The sequence below is a fragment of the Ruania zhangjianzhongii genome (assembly GCF_008000995.1).
Classification (GTDB): Bacteria; Actinomycetota; Actinomycetes; order Actinomycetales; family Beutenbergiaceae; genus Ruania; species Ruania zhangjianzhongii.
Window position 1 is genome coordinate 2,223,439 of record NZ_CP042828.1, and the last position, 21,530, is coordinate 2,244,968.

Genomic DNA, 21,530 nt, shown 5'->3' on the forward strand with positions numbered 1-21,530 from the left:
GTGAGGCCGGGGGCCTAAGATGGGCGCGGTCCCACATGCGTTTCGAGCGTGACGTGCGTTGCGCTCTCCCAGGGGAGGAACTTTGGCGTACCGCTTCAACCCACCACCCGGCTGGCCGCAACCGCCAGAGGGCTGGCGACCGCCGGAAGGCTGGCAGCCGGACCCGTCGTGGCCGGCAGCACCGCAGGGCTGGGAGTACTGGGTGGCCGACGGGTCGGCGCCGAGCACTCCTGGTGGCGATGCGGCGGCGCCGGCGGAGGCTCCTGCGCCGGGTGCGCCGGGTGCGCCGGGTGCGCCGGGTGCGCCGGGTGCGCCGGATGCTGAGGCAACGGCTACCCCGGATGGTCCGACGCCGGAAGTTGGGGCAGCGGCTACTCCGGATGCGCCTACTCCGGGTGCTGGGGCAGCACCTGCGCCGCAGGCACCCGCGGCACCGAGCGCCGACGCGCCGGCGGGGACCGAACCAGGGGTGTCCCACGGGGCAGTTCCGAGCCAGAGCCCGGAGCCTGAGGCGTCGACCGCTGCGACGGCGCGCGCGGCCGAGAACGCAGAGATCGACGACGCGCCGACCATCTTCGTCCGGAAAGCACCCCCGCCGCTGGCTGCTCCGACGCCTGCGCCGGAGTCCGCACCTGCTCCGACGCCTGCGGCTGCGGATGCGGATGCGGCGGCGCCAGAGTCGACATCCGCACCGGAAGCTGCGGACTCGGGCCGGCACCGCGCCCCCGATGTGGCCTCGGACGAACCGACTCCAGAGGGCCCAGGACGGCGTGCGGGGGTGGACGGCCCGTCGGACAGCGGAATCGACACGGCCGCCGACCCGAATCCGTCAGGTGACGTGCCGACTCCTGATGCCTCCGCGGCCCCCGCGGCCCCCGCGGCTCCCGCGGATCCTGAGGACCCCGCGGCCGCTGAGGCCCACGAGGCTCCGGACGAGGCCGGCACTACGCAACTGCCGGCCCCCGCGGCCGCAGAAGAGTCCGCACTGCCGCCCACCATGGACGACCCCACCCAGCAGTTCCCGGCGAGCACGCCGACGCGTCAGATGCCGCAGTGGGGCGGCGTCCCGCAGCAGCCCGCACCCGGTCAGCAGCCCGCACCCGGTCAGCAGCCCCCGCCGCCGGCTGGTGGCCCGCAGGCTCCGCAGCAACCCGCGCCTGCCGGTCCGGCGAGTTCGCAGGCTCCGCCACCGCAACAGCCGCAGTGGGGGACCGGTCCGGCCAGCAGCCAGTCCTTCCAGCAGGCCGGCCCGTTCGGCGCGGTACCGGCAGCGCCCTACGCCGGTGGCTACCAGCAACAGAGTCCACAACCCCCTCCGCCCGGGACCGCGCCGTCGGGTCCTCAGGCGAGCATGCCGCAGCAGCCCGGCGGCGCCTACTCCGCTGCACCGCCGCCCGGATCGGGCCCGCAGTTCGGCGGCCCGGCCGGCAGCCAGCCCTTCCAGCAGGCCGGCCCGTTCGGCCCCGGGGATGTGCCGGCAACGAAGAACCGCACACCGCAGATCGTGGTGGGAATCGCGATCGCGATCATGGTCGCACTCCTGCTCTTTCTCGGCTTCCGGCTCGTGGGAGGCGACGACGAGTCGACCGGATCAGCGTCCACCCCCACCGCCACGGCTCCCAGTACCGATCCGGCTGACGATCCCACCACGCCCGCGCAGACCGACGATCCCACTGACGACCCGACCGACCAGCAGACCGACGGCTCCGGCGGGAGCGGCAATCTGGCCGCGCTCGGCCCCGGTGAACCGGCAGTGGTGGCCGGCGTCAGCGGTGAGCCGGAGGTCGAGGTCGCCCTGGTGAGCGTCGAGCGGGGCTGGCAGCCGCAAGGATCACAGACGGCGATGTGCCCCGACCCCGCCGGGGAGTACCTCGCGCTGGAGTTCGAGTTCACTACCCTGCCTGCGCTGGCCGACGGTACCGGCAGCTACAGCTTCGCCGGCTTCGAGGTCGGACTAGCGAACGACAATGGCACCGCACTCGATACCAATGGGGTCTCCGGTCTGTTCTGCCTGAACGCCGACCAGCGCGCGCCCTCCGAGGTGGGTCCAGGTGAGAGCTTCACCGGCTGGGCCGTGGTCGACGCACCCGCCGAAGCCAGTCAGGTGCTCTGGGAGCCCTTCCTCGACTTCACCGGCACGCAGGCAACCTACGCCTGGTCGATCGCCGATTTCTGACCCTTGCACCCGGAACGCTGAACTGAGCCATGGCACTACGTGATATCCGCATCGTCGGCGACCCCGTCCTGCGCACCCCGTGCGCAGAGATCACCACGATCGACGAGCGGGTCCGGGCGCTGGTCACCGACCTGCTGGAGACTGTCGACGCGGATGGCCGAGCGGGGCTGGCGGCCAACCAGATCGGAGTGAGCCTGCGGGCCTTCTCCTGGAACATCGACGGCGAGGTCGGCTACGTCCTCAACCCGCACCTCGCGCAGGTGTCCGACGAGGTGCAGAACGGCGACGAGGGGTGTCTGTCCGTACCTGGACTGTGGTACCCGACCACTCGCGGCGCCTACGCACGGGTGACCGGCACAGATCTGGCCGGCAACGCCGTCACCGTGGCGGGAGAGGGCCTGATGGCGCGCTGCCTGCAGCACGAGTACGACCACCTGGACGGCAAGCTCTACCTGTCCCGACTGGCCGGGCAGGTGCGCAAGGATGCGCTGCGCACAGTGCGGGAGCGCTTCTGAAACCTGGTGAAGGGAAGACAGAACCGGAGAACTAAGGCACAATGGGCCACGGACGCCGCGAGCGGTTTCTGGAAGTGAACGTCGCGAGATCGTTGGGGAAGACGCATCTCGACCGGTCACAGAAGGGAACAGCATGTCAGGTCAGAGCACCCGCGGTGTTGTTTTCGTGCACTCATCGCCCCGCGCTTTGTGCCCGCACGTGGAGTGGGCCGCTGGGTCCGTGCTGAACGCGCACGTCGCGTTCGACTGGACTGCGCAGCCCGCGGCCCCCGAGATGTTTCGGGCTGAACTGTCCTGGGCCGGCCCTGCCGGAACCGGGGCGCGGCTCGCGTCGGCGCTCCGCGGCTGGAATCACCTCCGTTACGAGGTGACCGAGGAAGCCAGCCGCGGCGTCGACGGCGGTCGCTGGAGCCATACTCCCGAGCTGGGCATCTTCCACGCCCAGATCGACGTTCATGGCAACGTCGTCATCCCCGAGGACCGGGTGCGAGCGGCGATGGAGCACGCCGGCGAGCCGGCCCGGATGCGGCACGAGCTCGAGCTGGCGCTCGGCCAGGCCTGGGACGACGAGCTCGAGCCGTTCCGGTACGCGGGTGCCGGCGCTCCGGTGCGCTGGCTGCACCGGGTGGGCTGAGGCAGAGTCTTCTCAGCGGCGCGGCAGGAGGGGCCGCGCCGCTGAGTTGTGCCTACCCATCCGCCGGAGACCTGTCGAGGTACTTTGCGATGATGGAGGTAGCAAAATCGCACCTCTGTGCGCGAAAAGTACCTCCGCGGCGGGCACGGACTGGACAGGCGGTCGAGCTCAGTCGTTGGTGATCACGACGGCGACGTTGTGCCCGCCGAAGCCGAACGCGTTGTTCACCGCAGCGATCGAACCGGCCGGCAGCTCACGGGGAACGTCCCGGACCAGGTCGATGCTCAGGTCTGGCTCCGGGTCGGTGACATTGATCGTGGGCGGCGCCGTGCGCTCGTGCACGGCGAGAATGGTCAGCAACGTCTCCAGCGCGCCGGCACCACCGAGCAGATGACCGGTCATCGACTTCGTCGCCGAGACCGCCACATGCTCGGCCGCGGAGCCGAGAGTGCGCACGATCGCTTCAGCCTCGATCCCATCTCCCACCGGGGTGGAGGTGGCGTGGGCATTCACGTGCACCAGGTCGGCGGCCGTCACTCCTGCGTTCTCCAGGGCCAGCCGCAGCGCACGCTCCTGACCGGCGCGCCGGTGGGGTCCGGGGGAGCGATCGCATAGGCGTCCGCGGTCATCCCCACACCGGCGACGCGCGCGTAGATCTTCGCCCCACGGGCTTTCGCGTGCTCTTCGCTCTCCAGCACCACGATGGCTGCGCCCTCGCCGAGCACGAACCCGTCCCGGTTCACGTCGTAGGGGCGGGAGGCGGCAGCGGGGTCGTCGTTGCGGGTGGACAGGGCCTGCATCTTCGCGAACGACGCGATCGGCAGCGGGTGCGTGGCAGCTTCGGTGCCGCCGGCCACCACCACGTCTGCACGGCCGGTGCGGATCATCTCCAGCCCGTAGCCGATCGCCTCCGCCCCGGAGGCGCACGCGGAGACGGGGGTGTGCGATCCGGCTTTCGCACCGACTTCGATGGACACGTAGGCCGCGGGGGAGTTCGGCATCAGCATCGGCACGGTCAGCGGCATGATCCGGCGCACCCCCTTCTCCTTGATGGTGTCCCAGGCATCCACCAGCGTGGTGACCCCGCCGATACCGGAGGCCACCACCGAACCCAGCCGTTCGCCGTCGACCTCTGGTGCGCCGGCATCCGCCCACGCCTCGCGTGCGGCGATGATCGCGAACTGAGCGCTCGGGTCCATCCGGCGCATTTCCTGCCGGGTGAGCATCTGATCGGCCGGTACCGCCAGCTGTCCGGCGAAGGTGACCGGCAGGTCGTACTTCGCCACCCAGTCCTGCTCCAACGTGCGGACCCCGGACCGTCCTGCCAGGGCGCCTTCCCAGGTCGTGGCCAGTTCGCCGCCGAGTGGGTTCGTGGTACCGAGGCCGGTGACGACGACGTTCGTCTGGTCCGTCATGAGGGTCTCCAAGGGGATGTGTCAGCTGGTAGACGTCGGGCGCGTACTCACGCAGAGCACGCGCCCGACGGCGCCGAGGTGGTGCCGGCGCCGGATGTGGTCCCCGACCGGGCGGCGCGTGCGCACCGAGGTCGGGGGAGGGTCAGGACTGTGCCTGCGCGATGTACTTGACGGCGTCGCCGACGGTGGCGAGGTTCTTCACCTCTTCGTCGGGGATGCGCACATCGAACTTCTCCTCGGCCAGGGTGACGATGGTCATCATGGAGAGAGAGTCGATGTCGAGGTCGTCGGTGAAGGACTTGTCCGACTGGACGGCGTCCGTCTCCAACCCGGTCTCCTCGTTCACGATCTCTGCGAGGCCGGCCAGGATGTCCTCTTCACTGTGCGCCATAACTGCTCCGTTTCTCGTTGTCAGGCTTGTGGTTAGGTGCGAGCGGGTCTAGTGTCCCCGACTCGCGGGTGCTACGGCCACCGCGGCGCGCGGCAGACCTGGTGTTAGTGACGTGGTGTGGACCACGTGCCGGCTCCTCACGGCAGCACCACGACCTGCGCGGCGTAGACCAGTCCGGCGCCGAACCCGATCTGCAGGGCGATGTCGCCGCTGTGGGCCTGTCCTTCGCGCAGCAGCCGCTCAGCGGCCAGCGGGATGGAGGCCGCCGAGGTGTTGCCGGTGTCGGCGATATCGCGGCCGACCACGATGTCCCCACGGAACTTGATCAGCTTCAACAGCTGGTCGGTGATCCGCATGTTCGCCTGGTGCGGGATGAACACATCGATGTCGGTGATCTCCAGACCGGCCGCGGCCACGGCACGGCGCGCGACGTCCGGCATCGAGGAGATCACCCACTTGAAGACCGTCGGGCCCTGCTGGCGCAGCGTCGGCGTGGTCATCGCACTGACCTCCTCGGCCAGCTCGGGGGTCTCCGGCTCCGGCTCGCCCATCTCCAGGCGGCGGTAGTCCAACCAGGAGCGGGTCTGGTAGATCGCGTCGGCCTTGCTGCCGTTGCTGCCCCAGACGGTCGGGGCGATCCCGGGTGTGTCGCTCGGTCCGACGATGGCCGCGCCAGCGCCGTCACCGAGCAGGAACGAGATGGTCCGGTCGGAGGGGTCGATGAAGTCGCTCATCTTCTCCACACCGATCACCAGCACGTGCTCGATGCCGCCCGAGCGCACCAGGGCATCGGCCTGGGCGATGCCGTAGGCGTAGCCCGCGCACGCAGCGGAGATGTCATAGGCCGGAGCCGGTGTGGCACCGATCTCATCGGCAACGAGCGCGGCCAGCGATGGCGTCTGCTCGAAGTGGGTGACGGTGGAGATCAGCACGGCGCCAAGGTCTGCGCCGGTCAGACCCGCCTTGGCCAGTGCATCGCGGGCGGCGCCGACGGCCAGGTCCTTGACGGTGAACTCAGCATGGGCGCGAGCGCGGGTGCGGATGCCGGTGCGCTGCTGGATCCACTCGTCCGAGGAGTTGATCGGGCCGACGATGTCATCGTTGGGCACCAGGTTCTGCCCCCGCATCCCACCGATCGCGAGGATCCTGCTGCCGGCCACCGGAGGGGCGAGCGCGAGCGTCGGCTTGGTCATCAGTTCTCCTCGGTGGCGGATGTGATCAGGGCAACGGCAGCGTCCAGGTCGTCCGGGCCCTTCAGGGCTACAGTCTCCACCCCGCGCATGCTGCGGCGGGCCAGACCCGCCAGCACCCCTCCGGGAGCCAGCTCGATCGCGCGAGTCACGCCTGCCTCGAGCATCGTCTGCTGGCACAGGTCCCAGCGGACCGGGGAGGAGATCTGGGCGACCAGGCGCGCCAGCGCCTGCTCACCCGAGGTGAGGGCTGCACCGTCGAAGTTGCTGAGCAGCTGCAGCTGGGGGTCGGCGGCGTCCACCTCTGCCGCAGCCGTCTGCACGGTCTGCACCGCGGCGGCCATGTACTCGGTGTGGAAGGCACCGGCCACGGCGAGTGGGATCACCCGGGCGCGAGCCGGGGGCTCGGCCGCCAGTGCGTCCAGATCGGTGAGCAGACCGGCGGCCACCACCTGGCCGCCGCCGTTGACGTTCGCGCCCACCAGGTCATGGGCGGCCAGGGCCGCGTCGACCTCTTCCGGGTTGCCACCGACCACGGCGCTCATCCCAGTGGGGGCCTGATCGGCCGCCTCGGCCATCGCTCGACCCCGGACGCCGACCAGGCCGAGCGCGTCGGCGGGCGAGAGCGCACCGGCGGCGGCAGCGGCGGCGAACTCGCCGACGGAGTGTCCGGCGGCCAGCTGTGCCCAGACGATGCGGCTGCCGGCGCGCGCCTCCAGGGCGTGCAGGCTGACCAGCGAGGTTGCCACGATCAGCGGCTGGGCCACTTGGGTGTCCTTGATGGTGTCCGCATCGGCCGTGGTCCCGAGTGCGTGCAGGTCCACCTGCGCTGCCTCGCTCAGTTCGGCGAGCAGGTCGGCCGTGCCGTCCAGCTCGAGCCACGGCGCGAGCATGCCTGGACTCTGGGCGCCCTGACCAGGGCTGAGTAGTGCGATCACCGTTCTCACCTTTCCGCGTGCGACCTGCGATCGGGCACGACGGATCGCACCAGGTTGCCGAAGGCCGTTTGTCTGAATCCTACAAAGCCACCCCACCGGCGAGCTGCCCGACGGCGATCGCGATCTGCAGCACGAACCCCTCCCGCGCATCGACCGGGTCCCAGCCGGTCACGGTGGCAATGCGGCGAAGCCGGTAGCGCACCGTGTTCGGGTGCACGTACAGCAGCCGGGCAGTGGCCTCGAGCGAGCGGCCCTCGTTCAGATAGGTGCTCAGCGTGGTCAGCAGCGGTCCGCCGACTTTTTGCAGCGGCTGGTACACCTCGGTGAGGAGCGTGCGCCGGGCGTCATTGTCCCCGGTGAGCACCCGCTCGGGGAGCAGCTCGTCGGCGAGGACCGGGCGTGGGGCCGTGGGCCAGGCCTGTACCGCCTGCAGGGCACTGAGTGCAGCCCGGGCGGACCGGCCGGCCTCGGCGAGCTCGGGCACCTCCGGGCCGATCACCACTGGGCCGGAGCCGAACCGGGGCAGCAGTGCTCCGGCCTGGTCCCGCAGGTTCCCCTCACCGCCGAGCACCACGATCAGCCGGTTGCCCTGGATACCCACCAGGGCGTCCTGGGCGGCGCGGCGGGCGGCCCGGCGCAGCTCGGCTGCGCCCACCTCGTCGAGCGGATCGTCTGCGGTGCCCACCATCACCAGCGCGCTGCCGCGACCGGCCCAGCCCAGCGCCGCCACCCGTGAGTGCAGTGAGTCGTCCGGGTCGCCTCGCAGCAGGGAGTCCACCACCAGCGCCTCCAGGCGGGCATCCCACGCACCCCGGCTCTCCGCGGCGCGGGCGTAGACCTCGGCAGCGGAGAAGGCCACCTCCCGGGAGTAGAGCAGGACCGCCTCCCGCAGGGCCGAGTGCTGCCCCGGGGCGGCCAGCTCCTCGGTGTGCTGCTCCACCACCTCCACCACGATCCGCACCAGCTGCAGGGTGTGCTGCAGCGAGATCGATCGGGTCAGCTCGGGCGGGGCGGCACGGAAGATCTCGCTGGCGTTGTAGGCGCCGCGGCCTGGGTTCTCGTACCAGGCGATGAAGCTGGCGATCCCGGACTGGGCGACCAGTCCGATCCAGGAACGATCCTCGGCGGGCAGCGCCCGGTACCAGCCGAGCTCGCTGTCCAACCGCCGCAGTGCAGCCGCGGTGAGCAGGTCGCTGCCGCCGCGCAGCCGCCGGACCATCTCGCCGGTGGCCACCGCATCGCCGGGGGAGGTGGTCATGAGCACGAGGATACGAGGGCTGACGATTGTGGGAAACCCACAAAGAGCCGGCGTGGCGAGGATCACCGGGTCCGCTGCCGCCCCCGACCGGGTGGAGGTCCGGCTCGGCTCACCAGGAGATGGGAATCTCTTGGCGTTACCCTGACGCTATGGGATGGCGCGAACAGGTCCGGAAGGTCTTCCGTGCTGCTCCCGCCGAGCGCGGGCCGCAGCGGCGAGAGAGCAGTGCCCCACCGCCACCGGACGCCGCCCGCGAGGATCGGCTGCGCGCCGTGCTCGCCGAGGACCCCAATGACGTGGCCGCGTTCAACGAGCTCGCCGAGATCGTCCGCGGGCGTGCCGCGGAGGTCGCTGCACCGGACCCGTTAGCAGCCGATGCCTCTCCGATCAGCTCAGCTGACGCCGCGAACACCGCCCACTGGGCCCTGGCCGAAGAGCTCGCCGGGAAGCCGCACGGCTGGTACGCGCTGATCGAGATGGCTCGGCTCTCCCTGGATGAAGATCGGGGAGGGCGCGATGCGCCGGTTGGGTGCCGCGTGCGAGCGGGACCACAGCGGTGCCGCCCTGATCCAAGGTGTCCGGATGCTCCGGGAGGCCCACCTGCCTGCCGAGGCTCTCGGCCTGGGCGTGGGGCACTGGTCACCGGCCGACCACGACCCGGAAGCGGGCCGGGAGATCGTCCAGGCGGCGCTGGATGCCGACCGGCCTGCGGAGGCCCGCCGGCACCTGCGCGACCTGGCCGAGCTCGGCGCTCGGCAGCGCGGCACGGCCCGGGTGGTGGCCGAGCTCGAGCCGTTCGTGCAGGCGGCCGAGACGGCGCCCGCGGGAGACTAGCCGGCGCCGGCCGGCCCGCGACTTGCCAAAATCCGTTGCCCAGATCGTGTGTGTGGGCAACGGATTCTGACCAGTCGGCAGCCTAGGGCAGCCGGGTTACGGCAACGGTCAGGAGTCTCCGCCGGCCGAGCCGGTGGTGCCGGCGTTCACATCCAGCAGCCGGTACTTCTCCACCGCCTGGCCCGGCGCCGCCTCGTCCACCTCGCCGCGCTGGGCCAGGGCCTGCAGCGCACGGGTGACGATCGACTCGGTGTCGATGAGGAAGTGCCGGCGCACCGAGGGCCGGGTGTCGGAGAAGCCGAAGCCGTCCGCCCCGAGCGTCAGGTAGTCGCCCGGTACCCAGGCCCGGATCTGGTCCGGCACCTGGAAGTCGTAGTCCGAGGTGCCGATGAACGGGCCTTCGGCACCGGACAGCTTCGAGGTGACGTAGGCCTGGCGCTGCTCGCCACCGGGGTTGATGAAGGCCTCCCGGTCTGCCGCCAGACCGTCCCGGCGCAGCTCGTTCCAGCTGGTCACCGACCAGACCCCGGCGCGTACGCCCCAGTCCTCGGCGAGTACCTCGCGGGCCTTGAGCGCCCACGGCACCGCCACACCCGAGGCGAGGAGCTGGACCACGGGACCATCGCCGTCGGCCGGAGCCTCGAGCTGGTAGATGCCGTTGAGGATCCCCTCGACATCGACGTTCTCCGGCTCGCTCGGCTGCAGCATCGGCTCGTTGTACACGGTGAGGTAGTAGATGACGTTCGGGTCGCGCTCATCTTCGCCGTACATCCGCTGGAGACCGTCCTTGACGATGTGCCGGATCTCGTACCCGTACGCCGGGTCGTAGTGCACCACCGCGGTGTTCGTGGAGGCGAGCACGGGGGAGTGCCCGTCCGCATGCTGCAGGCCCTCACCGGTGAGCGTGGTGCGACCGGCGGTGGCGCCGATGAGGAACCCGCGGGTGAGCTGGTCGCCGGCGGCCCAGAACTGGTCACCGGTGCGCTGGAACCCGAACATCGAGTAGTAGAAGTAGAACGGAACCATGACCTCGCCGTGGGTGGCGTAGGAGGTGCCGACCGCTTGGAACGCCGCTGCGGACCCGGCCTCGTTGATGCCGGTGTGCATCAGCCCACCGGACTCGGACTCCTTGTAGGACAGCAGCAGGTCCCGGTCCACCGGCAGGTAGTGCTGACCGGTGGTGTTGAAGATCTTCAGGCTCGGGAAGATCGCGTCCAGGCCGAAGGTGCGGGCCTCGTCCGGGATGATCGGCACGATCCGCTTGCCGAAGTCCTTGTCCTTGAGCAGGTCCTTGAACAGCTGCACCAGTGCCATGGTGGTGGCAGCTTCCTGGGTCCCGGAACCCTTGGCGAGCCGCTCGTAGGCCTTGTCCGCCGGCAGGGTGACCTCGGTGTGCTTCGAGCGCCTCTCGGGCAGGAACCCGCCGAGCTGACGGCGCCGGTCGAGCATGTACTCGATCTCGGGTGCGTCCTTGCCCGGGTGATAGTACGGGGCGTTGAACGGGTCCTCGAGCTCGGAGTCGGGGATCGGCAGCCGCAGCTCGTCCCGGAGCAGCTTGAGGTCGTTCTCCTTGAGCTTCTTCATCTGGTGGGTGGCGTTCCGCCCGGCGAACGCCGAGCCGAGGCCGTAGCCCTTGACCGTGTGCGCGAGGATCACCGTCGGCTGACCGGTGTGGTTCATCGCCGCGGAGTAGGCCGCGTAGAGCTTGCGGTAGTCGTGCCCGCCGCGCTTCAGCGCCCAGATCTCGTCGTCGGTGAGGTTCTCCACCATCGCCTTGGTGCGCGGGTCGCGACCGAAGAAGTGCTCCCGGATGAACGCGCCGTTCTCGGCCCGGTAGGTCTGGTAGTCCCCGTCCAGGGTCTGGTTCATCAGGTTCACCAGGGCGCGGTCCTTGTCCGCCTCCAGCAGTGCGTCCCACTCCCGGCCCCAGACCACCTTGATCACGTTCCACCCGGCGCCGCGGAAGAAGCCCTCGAGCTCCTGGATGATCTTGCCGTTGCCGCGCACCGGCCCGTCGAGGCGCTGCAGGTTGCAGTTCACCACGAAGGTGAGGTTGTCCAGGCCCTGCCCAGCGGCCAGCTGCAGCATGCCGCGGGACTCCGGCTCGTCCATCTCACCGTCGCCGAGGAACGCCCAGACGTGCTGCTGGGAGGTGTCCTTGATGCCCCGGGACTGCATATACCGGTTCGTCCAGGCCTGGTAGATGGCCGAGGCCGGGCCCAGACCCATCGAGACCGTGGGGAACTCCCAGAAGTCGGGCATGTTGTGCGGGTGCGGGTAGCTCGGCAGGCCGCGCCCGCCGGCGGTGCGGGAGAGCTCCTGGCGGAATCCGTCCAGATCGGCCTCGCTGAGCCGGCCCTCGAGGTAGGCGCGGGCGTACATCCCGGGGGAGGCGTGCCCCTGGAAGTAGATCTGGTCCCCGCCGCCCGGGTGGTCCTTGCCCCGGAAGAAGTGGTTCAGCCCGACCTCGTACAGCGTGGCCACCGAGGCGTAGGAGGAGATGTGCCCGCCGACGGCGATGTCCGGGCGCTGCGCGCGGGTGACCATCACGGCGGAGTTCCACCGCAGGTAGGCGCGGTAGCGGCGCTCGACCGCCTCGTCACCGGGGAAGTAGGGCTCGTCCTCCACGGCGATGGAGTTCACGTACGGCGTGGTCATCGCCGAGGGGACGGCCACCTGCCGCTCCCTCGCCCGCTTGAGCATGTTCAGCAGGATGTAGCGCGCGCGGGGTCCGCCGCGGTCGTCGATCAGACCATCCAGCGACTCCAGCCACTCGCTGGTCTCGTCCGGGTCGATGTCCGGTACCTGGCTGAGCAGCCCATTGATCAGAGGACCGGCTTCGTTGCGTGACGTCACGACTCTACTCTTCTCTCCGCGCCCGGTGGGGCGCTCAGCGACATCAGCCCTGGCCCGAGGTGTCTCCTGGCTGGGGCTATGGTGACGCTCCCATTGTCGTGCCTTGACGCAGGTGCGTCACCTTCTTGGGGTGTGAGATCCGTGACATCACCGTTTCACATCGCGGGCACTGGCGCGCGTTGCCAGCATCTCGGTGGGCGAGCATGCGATTCCGTGCAGTTGCCCCGGGTGGTCCCGGTACGGTGTGGTGAGAAGCACACCTCCGCCGCTGGGGCGGAGTGGACGAAGGAGAGGACACACGTGGCAGGGACCACGAACGCCGCGAGCGACAGCGCAGGCGTCCGTTTCGGAGTGAAGCAGGGGCAGGTCATCCAGGAGTTCGGTTACGACGACGACGTCGATTCCGACCTGCGTAGCGCCCTGGAGGAGGCTACGGGCACCGAGCTCGTGGACGAGGACTATGACGACGTCACCGACGCGGCACTGGTCTGGTGGCGCGAGGACGACGGTGACGCGCACGATCTGGCGGATCTGCTGATGGACACACTCACCACCTTGGAGGACGGCGGTCTGATCTGGGTGCTGACCCCCAAGCCGGGGCGGTCGGGGCACGTGTCTGCACCCGAGGTGGACGAGGCTGCTCGTACTGCCGGGCTGCACAGCACGAGCACGATCTCCGCGGCCGAGCACTGGAGCGGGTTCCGGCTCACCACCCGCGGCCGGGGTAGGTGAACGACGCCGGCACCTCGCCTGGTCCGGGCGGGTTCGCCCGGACGATGGATACGCCCGACGGCGCAGCGCTGCCGGGCGTAGGCGACCTCGCCCCGGACTTCACCGCACCGAACGTGCATGGCGCACCCGTGTCCTTGGCCCGGCTACGTGGCGGGCCGGTGCTGGTGGTGTTCGTCCCGTTCGCGTTCACCCCGGTGTGCACGGCCGAAGCCGCGGCCCTGCACCGGGCCTGGCCCGGGTGGCGAGAGCGGGATGTGCAGCTGCTGATGATCAGCTGTGATGCCGTGCCGACGCTGCGGCGCTGGGCCGAGGAGCAGCAGGTCGGCTTCGAGGTGCTCTCCGACTTCTGGCCGCACGGCCAGGTGGCCCGCGCCTACGGGGCGTTCTCGGAGCTGGACGGCGCGGCCGACCGGGTCAGCGTGCTGATCGACGCCGACGGGGTGGTCCGCTGGCGGAGGAGTACGGGTCGCGGACTGGCTCGGCCGGTGAGCGACTATCAGGGTGCGATCGAGGAGCTGCTCCGCGGCGGTAGCGAGGGCAGTCTTTCGTGAGGCTCCAGCTGCCCGCCGGGCCGCTGGCGATCGCCCACCGAGGCGGCGCCGGGCTGCCGGCGAACGCCGGGATCGAGAACTCGCTGCAGGCGGTGGCGCACGCCGTGGACCTGGGCTACCGGTACATCGAGACCGATGTGCAGGCCAGTGCCGACGGAGTGGCGTTCGTGCTGCACGATGCGGACCTGCAGCGGGTGGCCGGCCGGGCCGTGTCCGTGGAAGGCCTGACCGCGGCGGACCTGCGCGCGATCACTCTCAGCGGCGGAGAGTCGATCCCCACGCTGGCCGATCTGCTTGAGGAGTTCGACGGTCTGCGGTTCAACATCGACCTGAAGTCCGATGCCGTGGTGAACCCGGCGGTGCGCACGCTGCGGGCGGCCGGGGCAGGGGGCCGAGTGGTGCTGGCAGCGTTCAGCCATCGCCGGTTGGTGCGAGCCCGCCGGCTGCTGCCGGGAGTGGCCACCTCGGCCTCACCGCGAGAGATCGCGGCCCTGCGGTTCGGCCGGCTGCCGCTGGCCGCACGTGCCGGGGCGGTGGCCTTCCAGGTGCCGATCCACACCACCGTCCGGGGTCGGCGCGTGCGGATCGTCACCGACTCCTTCATCGCTCGGGCGCACGCCCGCGGCCAGCAGGTGCACGTGTGGACCATCGACGATGCCGCGACGATGCACGAGCTCTTCGAGCGCGGCGTGGACGGGATCGTTGCCGACCGCATCGATGTCCTCCGCGAGGTGCTGATCGAGCGCGGCGTGTGGCCCGCGCCGGGGGAGTGGAGCTGAGCACCGGCAGCACCGCCGTCGTGCTGGTCGGCTGAGGTGTGGACAAGTCCGGGGAACTGCGCCGTCCCACGGGGTTGGCACCAGCACGGCCTCGGCGTACAGTCGGAAGTAAGTAACCACTTACTGACGTGGGAGGCCCACGATGTCGAAACGGTCCCAGCGGTCCATCGCCACACTCTCGGATGCGGCCAGTCCCGACCTTCGCCGGCTGGTGGCCAGCGGCACCGTGCTGCTGCAGACGCGCAAGCGAGACGGGACGTGGGTGGGTGCCCCGGTCAGTCTTGTCGGAGACGGTGACCATGCCTACTTCCGGTCCTGGAGTACCGCCGGAAAAGCGAAGCGGCTGCGGAACTTCTCCGCTGTGCGCCTCGCCCCCAGCAGCTTGACCGGGACGCCCACGGGCGGCGAGGTCGATGGTCGCGCGCACCAGGTGCACGGCGAGGAGGAACGGCGGGCGCGGGATCTGCTCTCCGCCCGGTTCCCCGTGCTGCACCGCCACCTCGTGCCGTGGCTGCACCGCCGGAAGGGGCGCACCACGGTGCACTACGTGCTGGCCGTCCCCGGTGAGCGCAACGACGATGGTCGCTGAGGGCTCTGGTCACTCCGGCGCAACCGCACCGCGCGGAGACACCCGGAACCGGGTCCTGGCGGTCGCGATGGAGCTGTTCGGACGGCACGGTTACGGCCCGACCACTGTGGCGCAGATCGAACGAGCGGCCGGACTGTCGGCAGGAGCCGGTGGACTCTACCGGCACTTCCCGTCCAAGAAAGCCCTGCTCATCGAAGGGTTGCGGCGGGAGGGAGGAGCGGGTCGAGCGCTCCTGGAACGCCTCGATGACCTGGGGCAGGTGGGTGCAGCGCCGAGGGAGCGGCTGCTTGCAGTAGGGCGCGCGGGGTTAGCGCGCTTGGAGCAGGAGCGGGACCTGAACCGGCTGCTGGTGCGCGATCTCGACCAGTTCCCGGAGCTGCTGGAGCAGGTCCGGGAGCAGGAGGTCGAGGCCGTGTTCCGGGGGTTGTCCCGCTGGCTCGCCGGCCAGCCGGACGGACGGCCGGACACCGACTGGGACGCGCTGGCCGCGGTGCTGCTCGCTGCCGTGAGCCATTACTGGATCCTGCGCGACGTCTACGGCGGCAAGCATCCGCACCAGATCTCGGCAGAGCGGTTCCTCGGCATGCTCACCGATCTGGCCGCGACGGTCTTCACCGGCGTGCCCGACCGGTAGCCGCGGTATGCATCGACAGCGAGCCGTGGATGCGCGTCAGGCCACGGTCTTCACCATCCCGCCGTCAACGAGGTAGTCGGACCCGGTGATGTTCGCAGCCCGGTCGGAGGCCAGGAAGGCAACCAGGGCTGCGATCTCTTCGGGTTCGCTGATGCGACCGGTGCTGATCGCCATCTGCGCGGGCAGCACTCGATCCATCACGTCCGCCACAGTGGTCTGTGCCTGCGCGGCGATGCCATGCGCGAAGCCTCCGGTGCCGGTCCACATCGGAGTGCGTACCGGCCCGGGGGAGATGGTGTTGACCCGGATGCCCTCCGGTGCGAGTTCCTCCGCCCAGGCCTTGGACACGTTCGACAGCGCAGCCTTGGCTGCGCAGTATGGAGCGATCGGACCGGAGGGAACCTTGGCGTTCACCGAGCCGATCGTGACGATGGCTGCCCCGGGACGCCCCCGCAGGTGAGGAACCGCGGCGCGTACGGTGCGCACCGCACTGAACAAGGTGACGTCGAAGATGCGCTGCCACTGTCCGTCGTCGAAATCGATCGAGGACGGAGCCGGCTCACTCCCGCCGACGTTGTTCACCACGATGTCCAACCCTCCCGCAGGGCCAGCAGCCTCGGTGATGAGGTGGTCCGCTCCACCCGGTGCCGCCAGATCGACGGCGACGAAGCGCACATCGTGACGACGTTGCAGGTCAGCAAGCTCCACGGTGCGTGTCCGTGCGCCCACGACGACGCGGGCTCCCCCCTGGGCGAGCACCTCGGCGATCGCCAGGCCGATTCCGCCATTGCCCCCGGTCACCACGGCGGTCTTCTCGGTCAGGTTCAGGTCCATCGTCTCCTCGATTCGGGTGGGGATGTGGTCACGGATGCGGTGGCTGCCATCCACGGTGTAGACGCATCGGGTCACCGAGATGTGAGGTCCGATTTGCGTGAGAGACTCACAGCGTTCGATCGCGGAGAAGAGGGTGCAGATGACCAGGCAGCGACTGACCGACCTTCTCGGTGTACAGGTCCCGATCGCGCTCGGCGCCTTCGGCGGCGTGTCCTCGGTGGAGCTGACCGCGCAGGTGAGCCGGCTCGGTGGTCTGGGGTCCTATGGGCTGTACGGCTACGACGCGGCGCGAATCAGCGAGACCATCGGTGCGCTGCGAGCGGCGACGACCGAGCCGTTCGCGGTCAACCTCTGGGTGCCGACCGGGGATGAGGTCCGGCCCGAGGACGTGGACCTCGACCCGGCCCTGGCCGCCGCCGAGCCGCTGTTCGACACCGTCGGTGTGCCTCGCCCGCAGCTGCCGGCCGCGTTCCTGCCCGATTTCGGTGCTCAGATCGCAGCAGTGATCGAAGCACGGCCACCGGTGGTCAGCTTCGTGTTCGGTCTCCCGGAGCCGGCGGTGATGAACCGGCTGCAGAAGGCAGGGATCCGGGTGCTCGGCACCGCCACCACGGTCGAAGAGGCCGTGCACGTCGCCCGTGGCGGCGCGGATGCCATCATCGCCACCGGCCTCGAGGCCGGTGGGCACCGCGTCTCCTTCCTCCGCCCCGCGGAGGAGTCCCTGGTAGGCACGTTCGCTCTCGTACCCCAGGTGGTGGACGCCGTCGACGTGCCGGTGCTGGCCGCGGGCGGTATCGCGGACCGCCGCGGAGTGGCCGCTGCCCGGGCGCTCGGGGCCGAGGGGGTGCTGGTGGGGACAGCCTTCCTGCGTACCCGCCAGTCTGCGGCCAGCAATGCACACCGCCAGGCGATCGCAGACGCGGGCGCAGCCGGCACCGTGCTCACCCGGGCGATGAGCGGAAGACTCTCCCGCGGCGTGCGCAACCGGGCGGTCGAGGTGCTGGAGAGTGGTGGGCAGGTCGCACCGTTCCCGGCGCAGAACTGGCTGACCGGACAGTTCCGGGCGGTGGCCAACCGGGAGGGGATCGGTGAGCTGCAGTCGCTCTGGGTGGGGCAGGGCGCCGGACTGGCCCGGTATGCCGATGCCGCGGAGGTGTTCGCCGAACTGCGCGCCGGGCTCTGATTGAGCCGTTCGGCAGGGCAGGTGCCGGTACAGCCTCAGTAGCCGCGCAGCTTGGTGATCTCGCGCCGTTCGCGTTTGGTCGGGCGCCCCGCACCTCGCTCACGCCGTGGCACAGCGGGCTGTTCCACCTTGGGTGGGGGAGGGGGAGTGTGGTCGATCATCGCCTGGGCCGCCCGCGGGGCGCTCACCCGTTTGCGTAGCGGCTCACGAACCTGCAGGTCGCGCTCGCGATCGGGTGCGGTGACCACGATGCGAGTGCCGATCCCGACCAGCGTGGCGGGCTTGACGCTCTCGCCGTCGATCTTGACGTGTCCGCCGCGGCAGGCGTTCTGTGCCTGGGTGCGGGTCTTGAACACGCGGACCGCCCACAACCAGCTGTCCACGCGTACCGAGTCGGCCATGGTGGGAGCCTACGTGGCACGGGCATCAGATGTGTCCGGTGCGGCTCGGGTCCGAAGCCGAAGGGCCGGAACCACTGCGATGAGGCTGAGCAGTGCGAGGAGCAAGAAGACGTCGGAGTACGCGGGCGCCGCCGTGGTGGCCATCGGGTTGACGGTCTCGTTGCTGCCGGTCTGACGCCAGGACAGCAGCACACCGAAGACTGCGGGTCCGACCCCGGCGCCGAGGAACTGGGCGCTCTGGAAGATGCCGATCCCGCTGCCGACCAGCGGGGCCGGGAGCACCTGGCTGATGGCATGAGTGCTGAGGGTGACCACGAACGCGAAACCGGCGCCGAGAATCGCGACCGCTAGGGCAGCGAGGACGGGCGTACGTCCCGCGACTGCGGACATCACCAGCATCGCGACAGTGAGGAGACCGAGGCCGAACACGGTCAGCCTGGTGGGGCCGGCACCGTTGGCGGCGAGTCGGCCGGCGAGGGTGGAGGTGAGGGCGAGCGTGATGCCGCCCGGGACCATGATGAGGCTGCCTTCGCCCGGGGTGAGTCCGTTGACGTCGATGACGAGGAGGGGGACGAGAACGAGGGCAGTGAGGTTGACCAGCATGGCCAGGAAGATGACTCCGACAGCGGCGAGGTAGCCGCGGTACCTGAACAGGGCTGGCGGAATGAACGGGTCTGTCATCGTGCGACCGCGCACTGGGACCAGGATGAGTGCGACCACACCCAGGAGCAGGCAGCCCCACGACGCCGGGGCCGAGAACCCGTGTTCACCTCCGGCACGGGTGACGCCGAAGAGCAGAAGGCCGACACCCGCGCCGAGCAGGGTGCCACCCACCAGATCAAGGCGCCGAGCCACCGTCGGCCGTGAGTCCGGGAGTATCCGGGCCACAGCAGGGATCAGGGTGATCCCGAGGGTGGTCATCAGCCAGAACAAGGACCGCCAGCCGAGCCACTGGCCGAGCCCACCGCCGACCGCCGGACCGAGCGCCGCACCCAGACCGCCGGCAGCGGCGATGAACCCGACACCGAGCGCGGTCTGACGGCGTGGCAGAAGGCGGGTGGCCGCGACGATCGTCAGCACGGGGATGGCTGCACCGCCGGCACCGGCGACGATTCTCCCCGCGACGAGGACCGGCAGCACCGGCGCGACCGCACTGATCAGGCTCCCGGCCGCGTACACCGCTAGGGCAATGACGAACAGGCGGCGCAGGCTGAAACCGTCAGCCATCCGGCCATAGAGCGGGATGCCGATCCCACAGGCCAACAGGAACCCGGTGACCACCCAGGCGACGTCCGCCGTCGATGCTCGGAACTCAGCGGTGATACCCGGCAGGACCAGCGAGACCATGTCGCTGGAGACCGGGACCACCATCATCGCGGGGACGAGGACTAGGAGCAGACGGCGGAGGGTGGGTGGCGAAGCCATGTCGAGTGAGTGCCGTGGGGATGGGCAGGCGAGGGTCATCGTGCCTCCGTTCAGATAATGAAACTGAAATGGTTACAGTTGTGGTCACGGGTGTGAGCCCAGTGCTACGGGCCAGTTCAACGGGAGGAGGCTCCGGTGTGCTCGTGGCCGAGGATCCGATCGAGGATCTCGGCGATCGAGGTCTGCGCGAGGCGCTCGTCCAACGCCCTCTGCGCAGCAGTGAATTCGGCCTCGAGCACGGACTGGGCGTGGCGGCCGATCACGCAGCCCTGGTTGGGCGTATGTGCATGGGTCGGCAGCAGCGCACGGCTGTCCTCGACAGCCGCATAGGCGTCGAGAAGTGAGATCTCCTCGGCGGGTTTCGTCAGCTGCCAGCCACCACCACTGCCCTCGAGGGCGTAGACAAGACCGGCGTCTCGCAAGGCGCCGAGGACCCGGCGGACCAGCACGGGGTTGCTCTCCAGGCTGTCGGCGATCGTGGCTGAGGACTGCACGCCGTCGTCGGTCCAGTAAGCCAAGAAGGTCATCGCGTGCGCAGCCGTTGCCGTTCGTGTGCTCACGGCCATCGGTACTCTCCTGATCCTTTGCGCATCGGACGATCTAAAACTAACACGGTTACAGTTATGGTCGGCCGGCGACGTCGTGCTCCTCCTGGCCCGCCGGGTTGGTAGCATGAGCCTCCGCCAGGGCCTATAGCTCAGTTGGTTAGAGCGTCGCGTTTACACCGCGGATGTCGGGGGTTCGAGTCCCTCTGGGCCCACCCAGTGGTCGACGTTCCAACCCTGCCCCCGTGATCGGTGGGCAGGGTTGCTTCGTTGTGGTCCAGGTCGTCCGCCGACACTTCCGTTCGCGTGCATGTCTAGACGGTATGTAGTGACCTGTCCGGCGTGGAGGGGTTGCGGGCCGGGGCCTCTCTCACACATGTTCGTGGGTTACCGAGCAGGGGCCGCCTGCTCGGCCTATCCGACAGTTGTGGGAGGCCCCGGTGTTTACCGAGCGTACGAGTGTGGGGCTCGACGTGCACGCAAGGTCGGTCGTTGCTGCAGCGATCGATGGCGTCACGGGCGAGTTCTTCCGAACTAGATTGACGCCTTCGCATGAGGAGATCCGATCCTGGGTGAACGACCTGCCTGGCCCGGCGGCGGTCGCTTATGAGGCTGGCCCGACAGGGTTCGGGTTGTATCGGCATCTGATGGCGACTGGGATCCGGTGCGAGGTGGTGGCGCCGTCGAAGTTGCAGCGCCCCAGTGGCGATCGTGTGAAGACCGATGCCAGGGACGCGGTGCATCTGGCGCGGTTGCTCCGGCTGGATGAGTTCACCGCCGTGAGGGTCCCGACCGTGGACGAGGAAAATGCTCGTGATCTGGTCCGTGCTCGTGAGGACGCCCGTGGTGATCTGATGCGGGCTCGCCACCGGCTCTCCAAGCTGCTGCTGCGCCATGGGCTCGTCTATTCCGATGGGCGGGCCTGGACCGGCGTGCATGAGGCGTGGCTACGCCGACAGCGGTTCGAGTCGCACGCACTGCAGTTGACTTATGAGTCTGACTTCGAGGCTGTGTTGACGGTCCAGGCGCGCCGGGACCGCCTCAATGAAGCGATCGCGGCGATGGCCGCGGACAGTGAATTCACTCCGATCGTGCGACGCCTTGGCTGCCTGCGCGGGATCGGCGACCTGACCGGACTGGCCCTGGCGGTCGAGGTTGGCGACTGGCACCGCTTCACCGGAAACAGCATCGGCTCGTTCGTCGGCCTTGTCCCTTCGGAGTACTCCTCCGGTGCCTCCCGGGTCCAGGGCTCGATCACCAAGACCGGCAACACTCACGTGCGGCGGCTCCTGGTCGAAGCCGCCTGGCACCACCGAGCCCGCTACGTGATCGGCAAGACCATCCAGGACCGCTGGGAACTGGCCCCACCGGCTGCCCGGGCCCGTGGCGATGCCGGGAACCGGCGCCTGCACCAGCGCTGGAACACCTTCCGCGAACGCCGCAAGCGCCACGTGGTCGCCAACGTCGCCATCGCCCGAGAACTGGCCGGCTGGTGCTGGTCCCTGGCAGTACTCGAGGAATAGTCCCCACAGACCGCTTCGCCGACCAACGCGGTGGGAGCAGCGCGTGGAGCGACCCGCGACACAGCTATGAGCAACCGGGCCCCTGGGCCAGGCCACGCTCGACCCTAGACACGCGGACCGCTCCTGC

At 69.7% G+C, this 21,530-nt stretch carries 20 protein-coding genes, 1 tRNA gene and 1 pseudogene; 12 read left to right on the forward strand and 10 right to left on the reverse strand.

What is annotated here, in order from left to right:
• Positions 1-82 precede the first annotated feature (82 nt).
• The 3 genes from FU260_RS10305 to FU260_RS10315 all read left to right on the forward strand — a co-directional run bounded on the left by FU260_RS10305 (position 83) and on the right by FU260_RS10315 (position 3,325).
• Positions 83-2,176, forward strand: coding sequence for a hypothetical protein (locus FU260_RS10305; protein ID WP_168211730.1), 2,094 nt, complete (start codon positions 83-85; stop codon positions 2,174-2,176).
• 29 nt (positions 2,177-2,205) lie between these two features.
• Positions 2,206-2,691, forward strand: a complete 486-nt coding sequence (gene def / locus FU260_RS10310; protein ID WP_147916981.1) for a peptide deformylase — start codon at positions 2,206-2,208, stop codon at positions 2,689-2,691.
• A 133-nt stretch (positions 2,692-2,824) separates the two neighbouring features.
• On the forward strand, positions 2,825-3,325 hold the full coding sequence (locus FU260_RS10315; RefSeq protein ID WP_147916982.1) for a DUF3145 domain-containing protein: 501 nt from the start codon (positions 2,825-2,827) through the stop codon (positions 3,323-3,325).
• A 168-nt stretch (positions 3,326-3,493) separates the two neighbouring features.
• On the opposite strand, the pseudogene FU260_RS10320 reads toward FU260_RS10315, so the two are convergent.
• From FU260_RS10320 to FU260_RS10340, 5 genes and pseudogenes are all read right to left on the reverse strand, one after another.
• Positions 3,494-4,740: pseudogene (locus tag FU260_RS10320) on the reverse strand (beta-ketoacyl-[acyl-carrier-protein] synthase family protein).
• Positions 4,741-4,882: 142 nt separating this feature from the next.
• Positions 4,883-5,131 carry an acyl carrier protein gene (locus FU260_RS10325; RefSeq protein WP_147916983.1) on the reverse strand — a complete coding sequence of 83 codons (249 nt, stop codon included), beginning with the start codon at positions 5,129-5,131 and terminating at the stop codon, positions 4,883-4,885.
• Positions 5,132-5,268: 137 nt separating this feature from the next.
• Positions 5,269-6,324, reverse strand: a complete 1,056-nt coding sequence (locus tag FU260_RS10330) for a beta-ketoacyl-ACP synthase 3 (protein ID WP_147916984.1) — start codon at positions 6,322-6,324, stop codon at positions 5,269-5,271.
• Positions 6,324-7,259, reverse strand: coding sequence for an ACP S-malonyltransferase (locus FU260_RS10335; protein ID WP_147916985.1), 936 nt, complete (start codon positions 7,257-7,259; stop codon positions 6,324-6,326). Before FU260_RS10335 ends, FU260_RS10330 begins: the two co-directional genes overlap by 1 nt.
• 79 nt (positions 7,260-7,338) lie before the next feature.
• The gene (locus tag FU260_RS10340; RefSeq protein ID WP_147916986.1) at positions 7,339-8,517 is read right to left on the reverse strand and encodes a PucR family transcriptional regulator; all 1,179 of its coding nucleotides are present in this window, start codon (positions 8,515-8,517) and stop codon (positions 7,339-7,341) included.
• Positions 8,518-9,012: 495 nt separating this feature from the next.
• On the opposite strand from FU260_RS10340, the gene FU260_RS10345 reads away from it, so the two are divergent.
• Positions 9,013-9,351 (forward strand): hypothetical protein, encoded by a 339-nt coding sequence (locus FU260_RS10345; RefSeq protein ID WP_147916987.1) that lies wholly within the window; start codon positions 9,013-9,015, stop codon positions 9,349-9,351.
• A 108-nt stretch (positions 9,352-9,459) separates the two neighbouring features.
• Here FU260_RS10345 and aceE read toward each other — a convergent pair whose 3' ends face one another.
• Positions 9,460-12,207 (reverse strand): pyruvate dehydrogenase (acetyl-transferring), homodimeric type, encoded by a 2,748-nt coding sequence (aceE, locus tag FU260_RS10350; RefSeq protein ID WP_147916988.1) that lies wholly within the window; start codon positions 12,205-12,207, stop codon positions 9,460-9,462.
• 300 nt (positions 12,208-12,507) lie between these two features.
• On the opposite strand from aceE, the gene FU260_RS10355 reads away from it, so the two are divergent.
• The 5 genes from FU260_RS10355 (at position 12,508) to FU260_RS10370 (ending at position 15,492) form a co-directional block, all read left to right on the forward strand.
• Positions 12,508-12,939, forward strand: coding sequence for a DUF3052 domain-containing protein (locus FU260_RS10355; RefSeq protein ID WP_235912192.1), 432 nt, complete (start codon positions 12,508-12,510; stop codon positions 12,937-12,939).
• A gap of 44 nt (positions 12,940-12,983) precedes the next feature.
• On the forward strand, positions 12,984-13,490 hold the full coding sequence (locus tag FU260_RS10360) for a redoxin domain-containing protein (protein ID WP_147916990.1): 507 nt from the start codon (positions 12,984-12,986) through the stop codon (positions 13,488-13,490).
• Positions 13,487-14,269, forward strand: coding sequence for a glycerophosphodiester phosphodiesterase family protein (locus tag FU260_RS10365; protein ID WP_147916991.1), 783 nt, complete (start codon positions 13,487-13,489; stop codon positions 14,267-14,269). Before FU260_RS10360 ends, FU260_RS10365 begins: the two co-directional genes overlap by 4 nt.
• Positions 14,270-14,411: 142 nt before the next feature.
• A complete protein-coding gene (locus tag FU260_RS23580; protein ID WP_168211731.1) occupies positions 14,412-14,858 on the forward strand; it encodes a PNPOx family protein in 447 nt (148 codons plus the stop codon).
• Complete coding sequence (locus tag FU260_RS10370; RefSeq protein WP_168211732.1) at positions 14,833-15,492, forward strand: TetR/AcrR family transcriptional regulator; 660 nt, start codon at positions 14,833-14,835, stop codon at positions 15,490-15,492. The genes FU260_RS23580 and FU260_RS10370 overlap by 26 nt, the downstream gene beginning before the upstream one ends.
• Before the next feature lie 36 nt (positions 15,493-15,528).
• On the opposite strand, the gene FU260_RS10375 is transcribed toward FU260_RS10370, so the two are convergent.
• On the reverse strand, positions 15,529-16,401 hold the full coding sequence (locus tag FU260_RS10375) for an SDR family NAD(P)-dependent oxidoreductase (protein WP_222847969.1): 873 nt from the start codon (positions 16,399-16,401) through the stop codon (positions 15,529-15,531).
• Positions 16,402-16,465: 64 nt separating this feature from the next.
• Here FU260_RS10375 and FU260_RS10380 point away from each other — a divergent pair, with 64 nt between their 5' ends.
• Entirely contained in the window at positions 16,466-17,509 is a 1,044-nt protein-coding gene (locus tag FU260_RS10380) for an NAD(P)H-dependent flavin oxidoreductase (protein WP_147916993.1), read from the forward strand.
• A 35-nt stretch (positions 17,510-17,544) separates the two neighbouring features.
• Here the strand turns inward: FU260_RS10380 and FU260_RS10385 are convergent, their stop codons facing one another.
• The 3 genes from FU260_RS10385 to FU260_RS10395 all read right to left on the reverse strand — a co-directional run bounded on the left by FU260_RS10385 (position 17,545) and on the right by FU260_RS10395 (position 19,895).
• Positions 17,545-17,910, reverse strand: a complete 366-nt coding sequence (locus tag FU260_RS10385) for an RNA-binding S4 domain-containing protein (protein ID WP_147916994.1) — start codon at positions 17,908-17,910, stop codon at positions 17,545-17,547.
• Between the two features lie 9 nt (positions 17,911-17,919).
• Positions 17,920-19,335, reverse strand: coding sequence for an MFS transporter (locus FU260_RS10390; protein WP_147916995.1), 1,416 nt, complete (start codon positions 19,333-19,335; stop codon positions 17,920-17,922).
• A 116-nt stretch (positions 19,336-19,451) separates the two neighbouring features.
• Positions 19,452-19,895 (reverse strand): Rrf2 family transcriptional regulator, encoded by a 444-nt coding sequence (locus FU260_RS10395; RefSeq protein WP_210418240.1) that lies wholly within the window; start codon positions 19,893-19,895, stop codon positions 19,452-19,454.
• Positions 19,896-20,021: 126 nt separating this feature from the next.
• Here FU260_RS10395 and FU260_RS10400 point away from each other — a divergent pair.
• A tRNA-Val gene (locus tag FU260_RS10400) sits at positions 20,022-20,095 on the forward strand.
• Positions 20,096-20,320: 225 nt separating this feature from the next.
• Positions 20,321-21,403, forward strand: coding sequence for an IS110 family RNA-guided transposase (locus FU260_RS10405; RefSeq protein ID WP_147915652.1), 1,083 nt, complete (start codon positions 20,321-20,323; stop codon positions 21,401-21,403).
• Positions 21,404-21,530: the final 127 nt, after the last annotated feature.

Coding starts and splice junctions, on each gene's coding strand:
- FU260_RS10340 (WP_147916986.1), bottom strand. CDS start 8,517: ATGACCACCTCCCCCGGCGATGCGGTGGCCACCGGCGAGATGGTCCGG.
- FU260_RS10345 (WP_147916987.1), top strand. CDS start 9,013: ATGAAGATCGGGGAGGGCGCGATGCGCCGGTTGGGTGCCGCGTGCGAG.
- FU260_RS23580 (WP_168211731.1), top strand. CDS start 14,412: ATGTCGAAACGGTCCCAGCGGTCCATCGCCACACTCTCGGATGCGGCC.
- FU260_RS10360 (WP_147916990.1), top strand. CDS start 12,984: ATGGATACGCCCGACGGCGCAGCGCTGCCGGGCGTAGGCGACCTCGCC.
- FU260_RS10325 (WP_147916983.1), bottom strand. CDS start 5,131: ATGGCGCACAGTGAAGAGGACATCCTGGCCGGCCTCGCAGAGATCGTG.
- FU260_RS10380 (WP_147916993.1), top strand. CDS start 16,466: ATGACCAGGCAGCGACTGACCGACCTTCTCGGTGTACAGGTCCCGATC.
- FU260_RS10390 (WP_147916995.1), bottom strand. CDS start 19,335: ATGGCTTCGCCACCCACCCTCCGCCGTCTGCTCCTAGTCCTCGTCCCC.
- FU260_RS10330 (WP_147916984.1), bottom strand. CDS start 6,324: ATGACCAAGCCGACGCTCGCGCTCGCCCCTCCGGTGGCCGGCAGCAGG.
- FU260_RS10385 (WP_147916994.1), bottom strand. CDS start 17,910: ATGGCCGACTCGGTACGCGTGGACAGCTGGTTGTGGGCGGTCCGCGTG.
- def (WP_147916981.1), top strand. CDS start 2,206: ATGGCACTACGTGATATCCGCATCGTCGGCGACCCCGTCCTGCGCACC.
- FU260_RS10315 (WP_147916982.1), top strand. CDS start 2,825: ATGTCAGGTCAGAGCACCCGCGGTGTTGTTTTCGTGCACTCATCGCCC.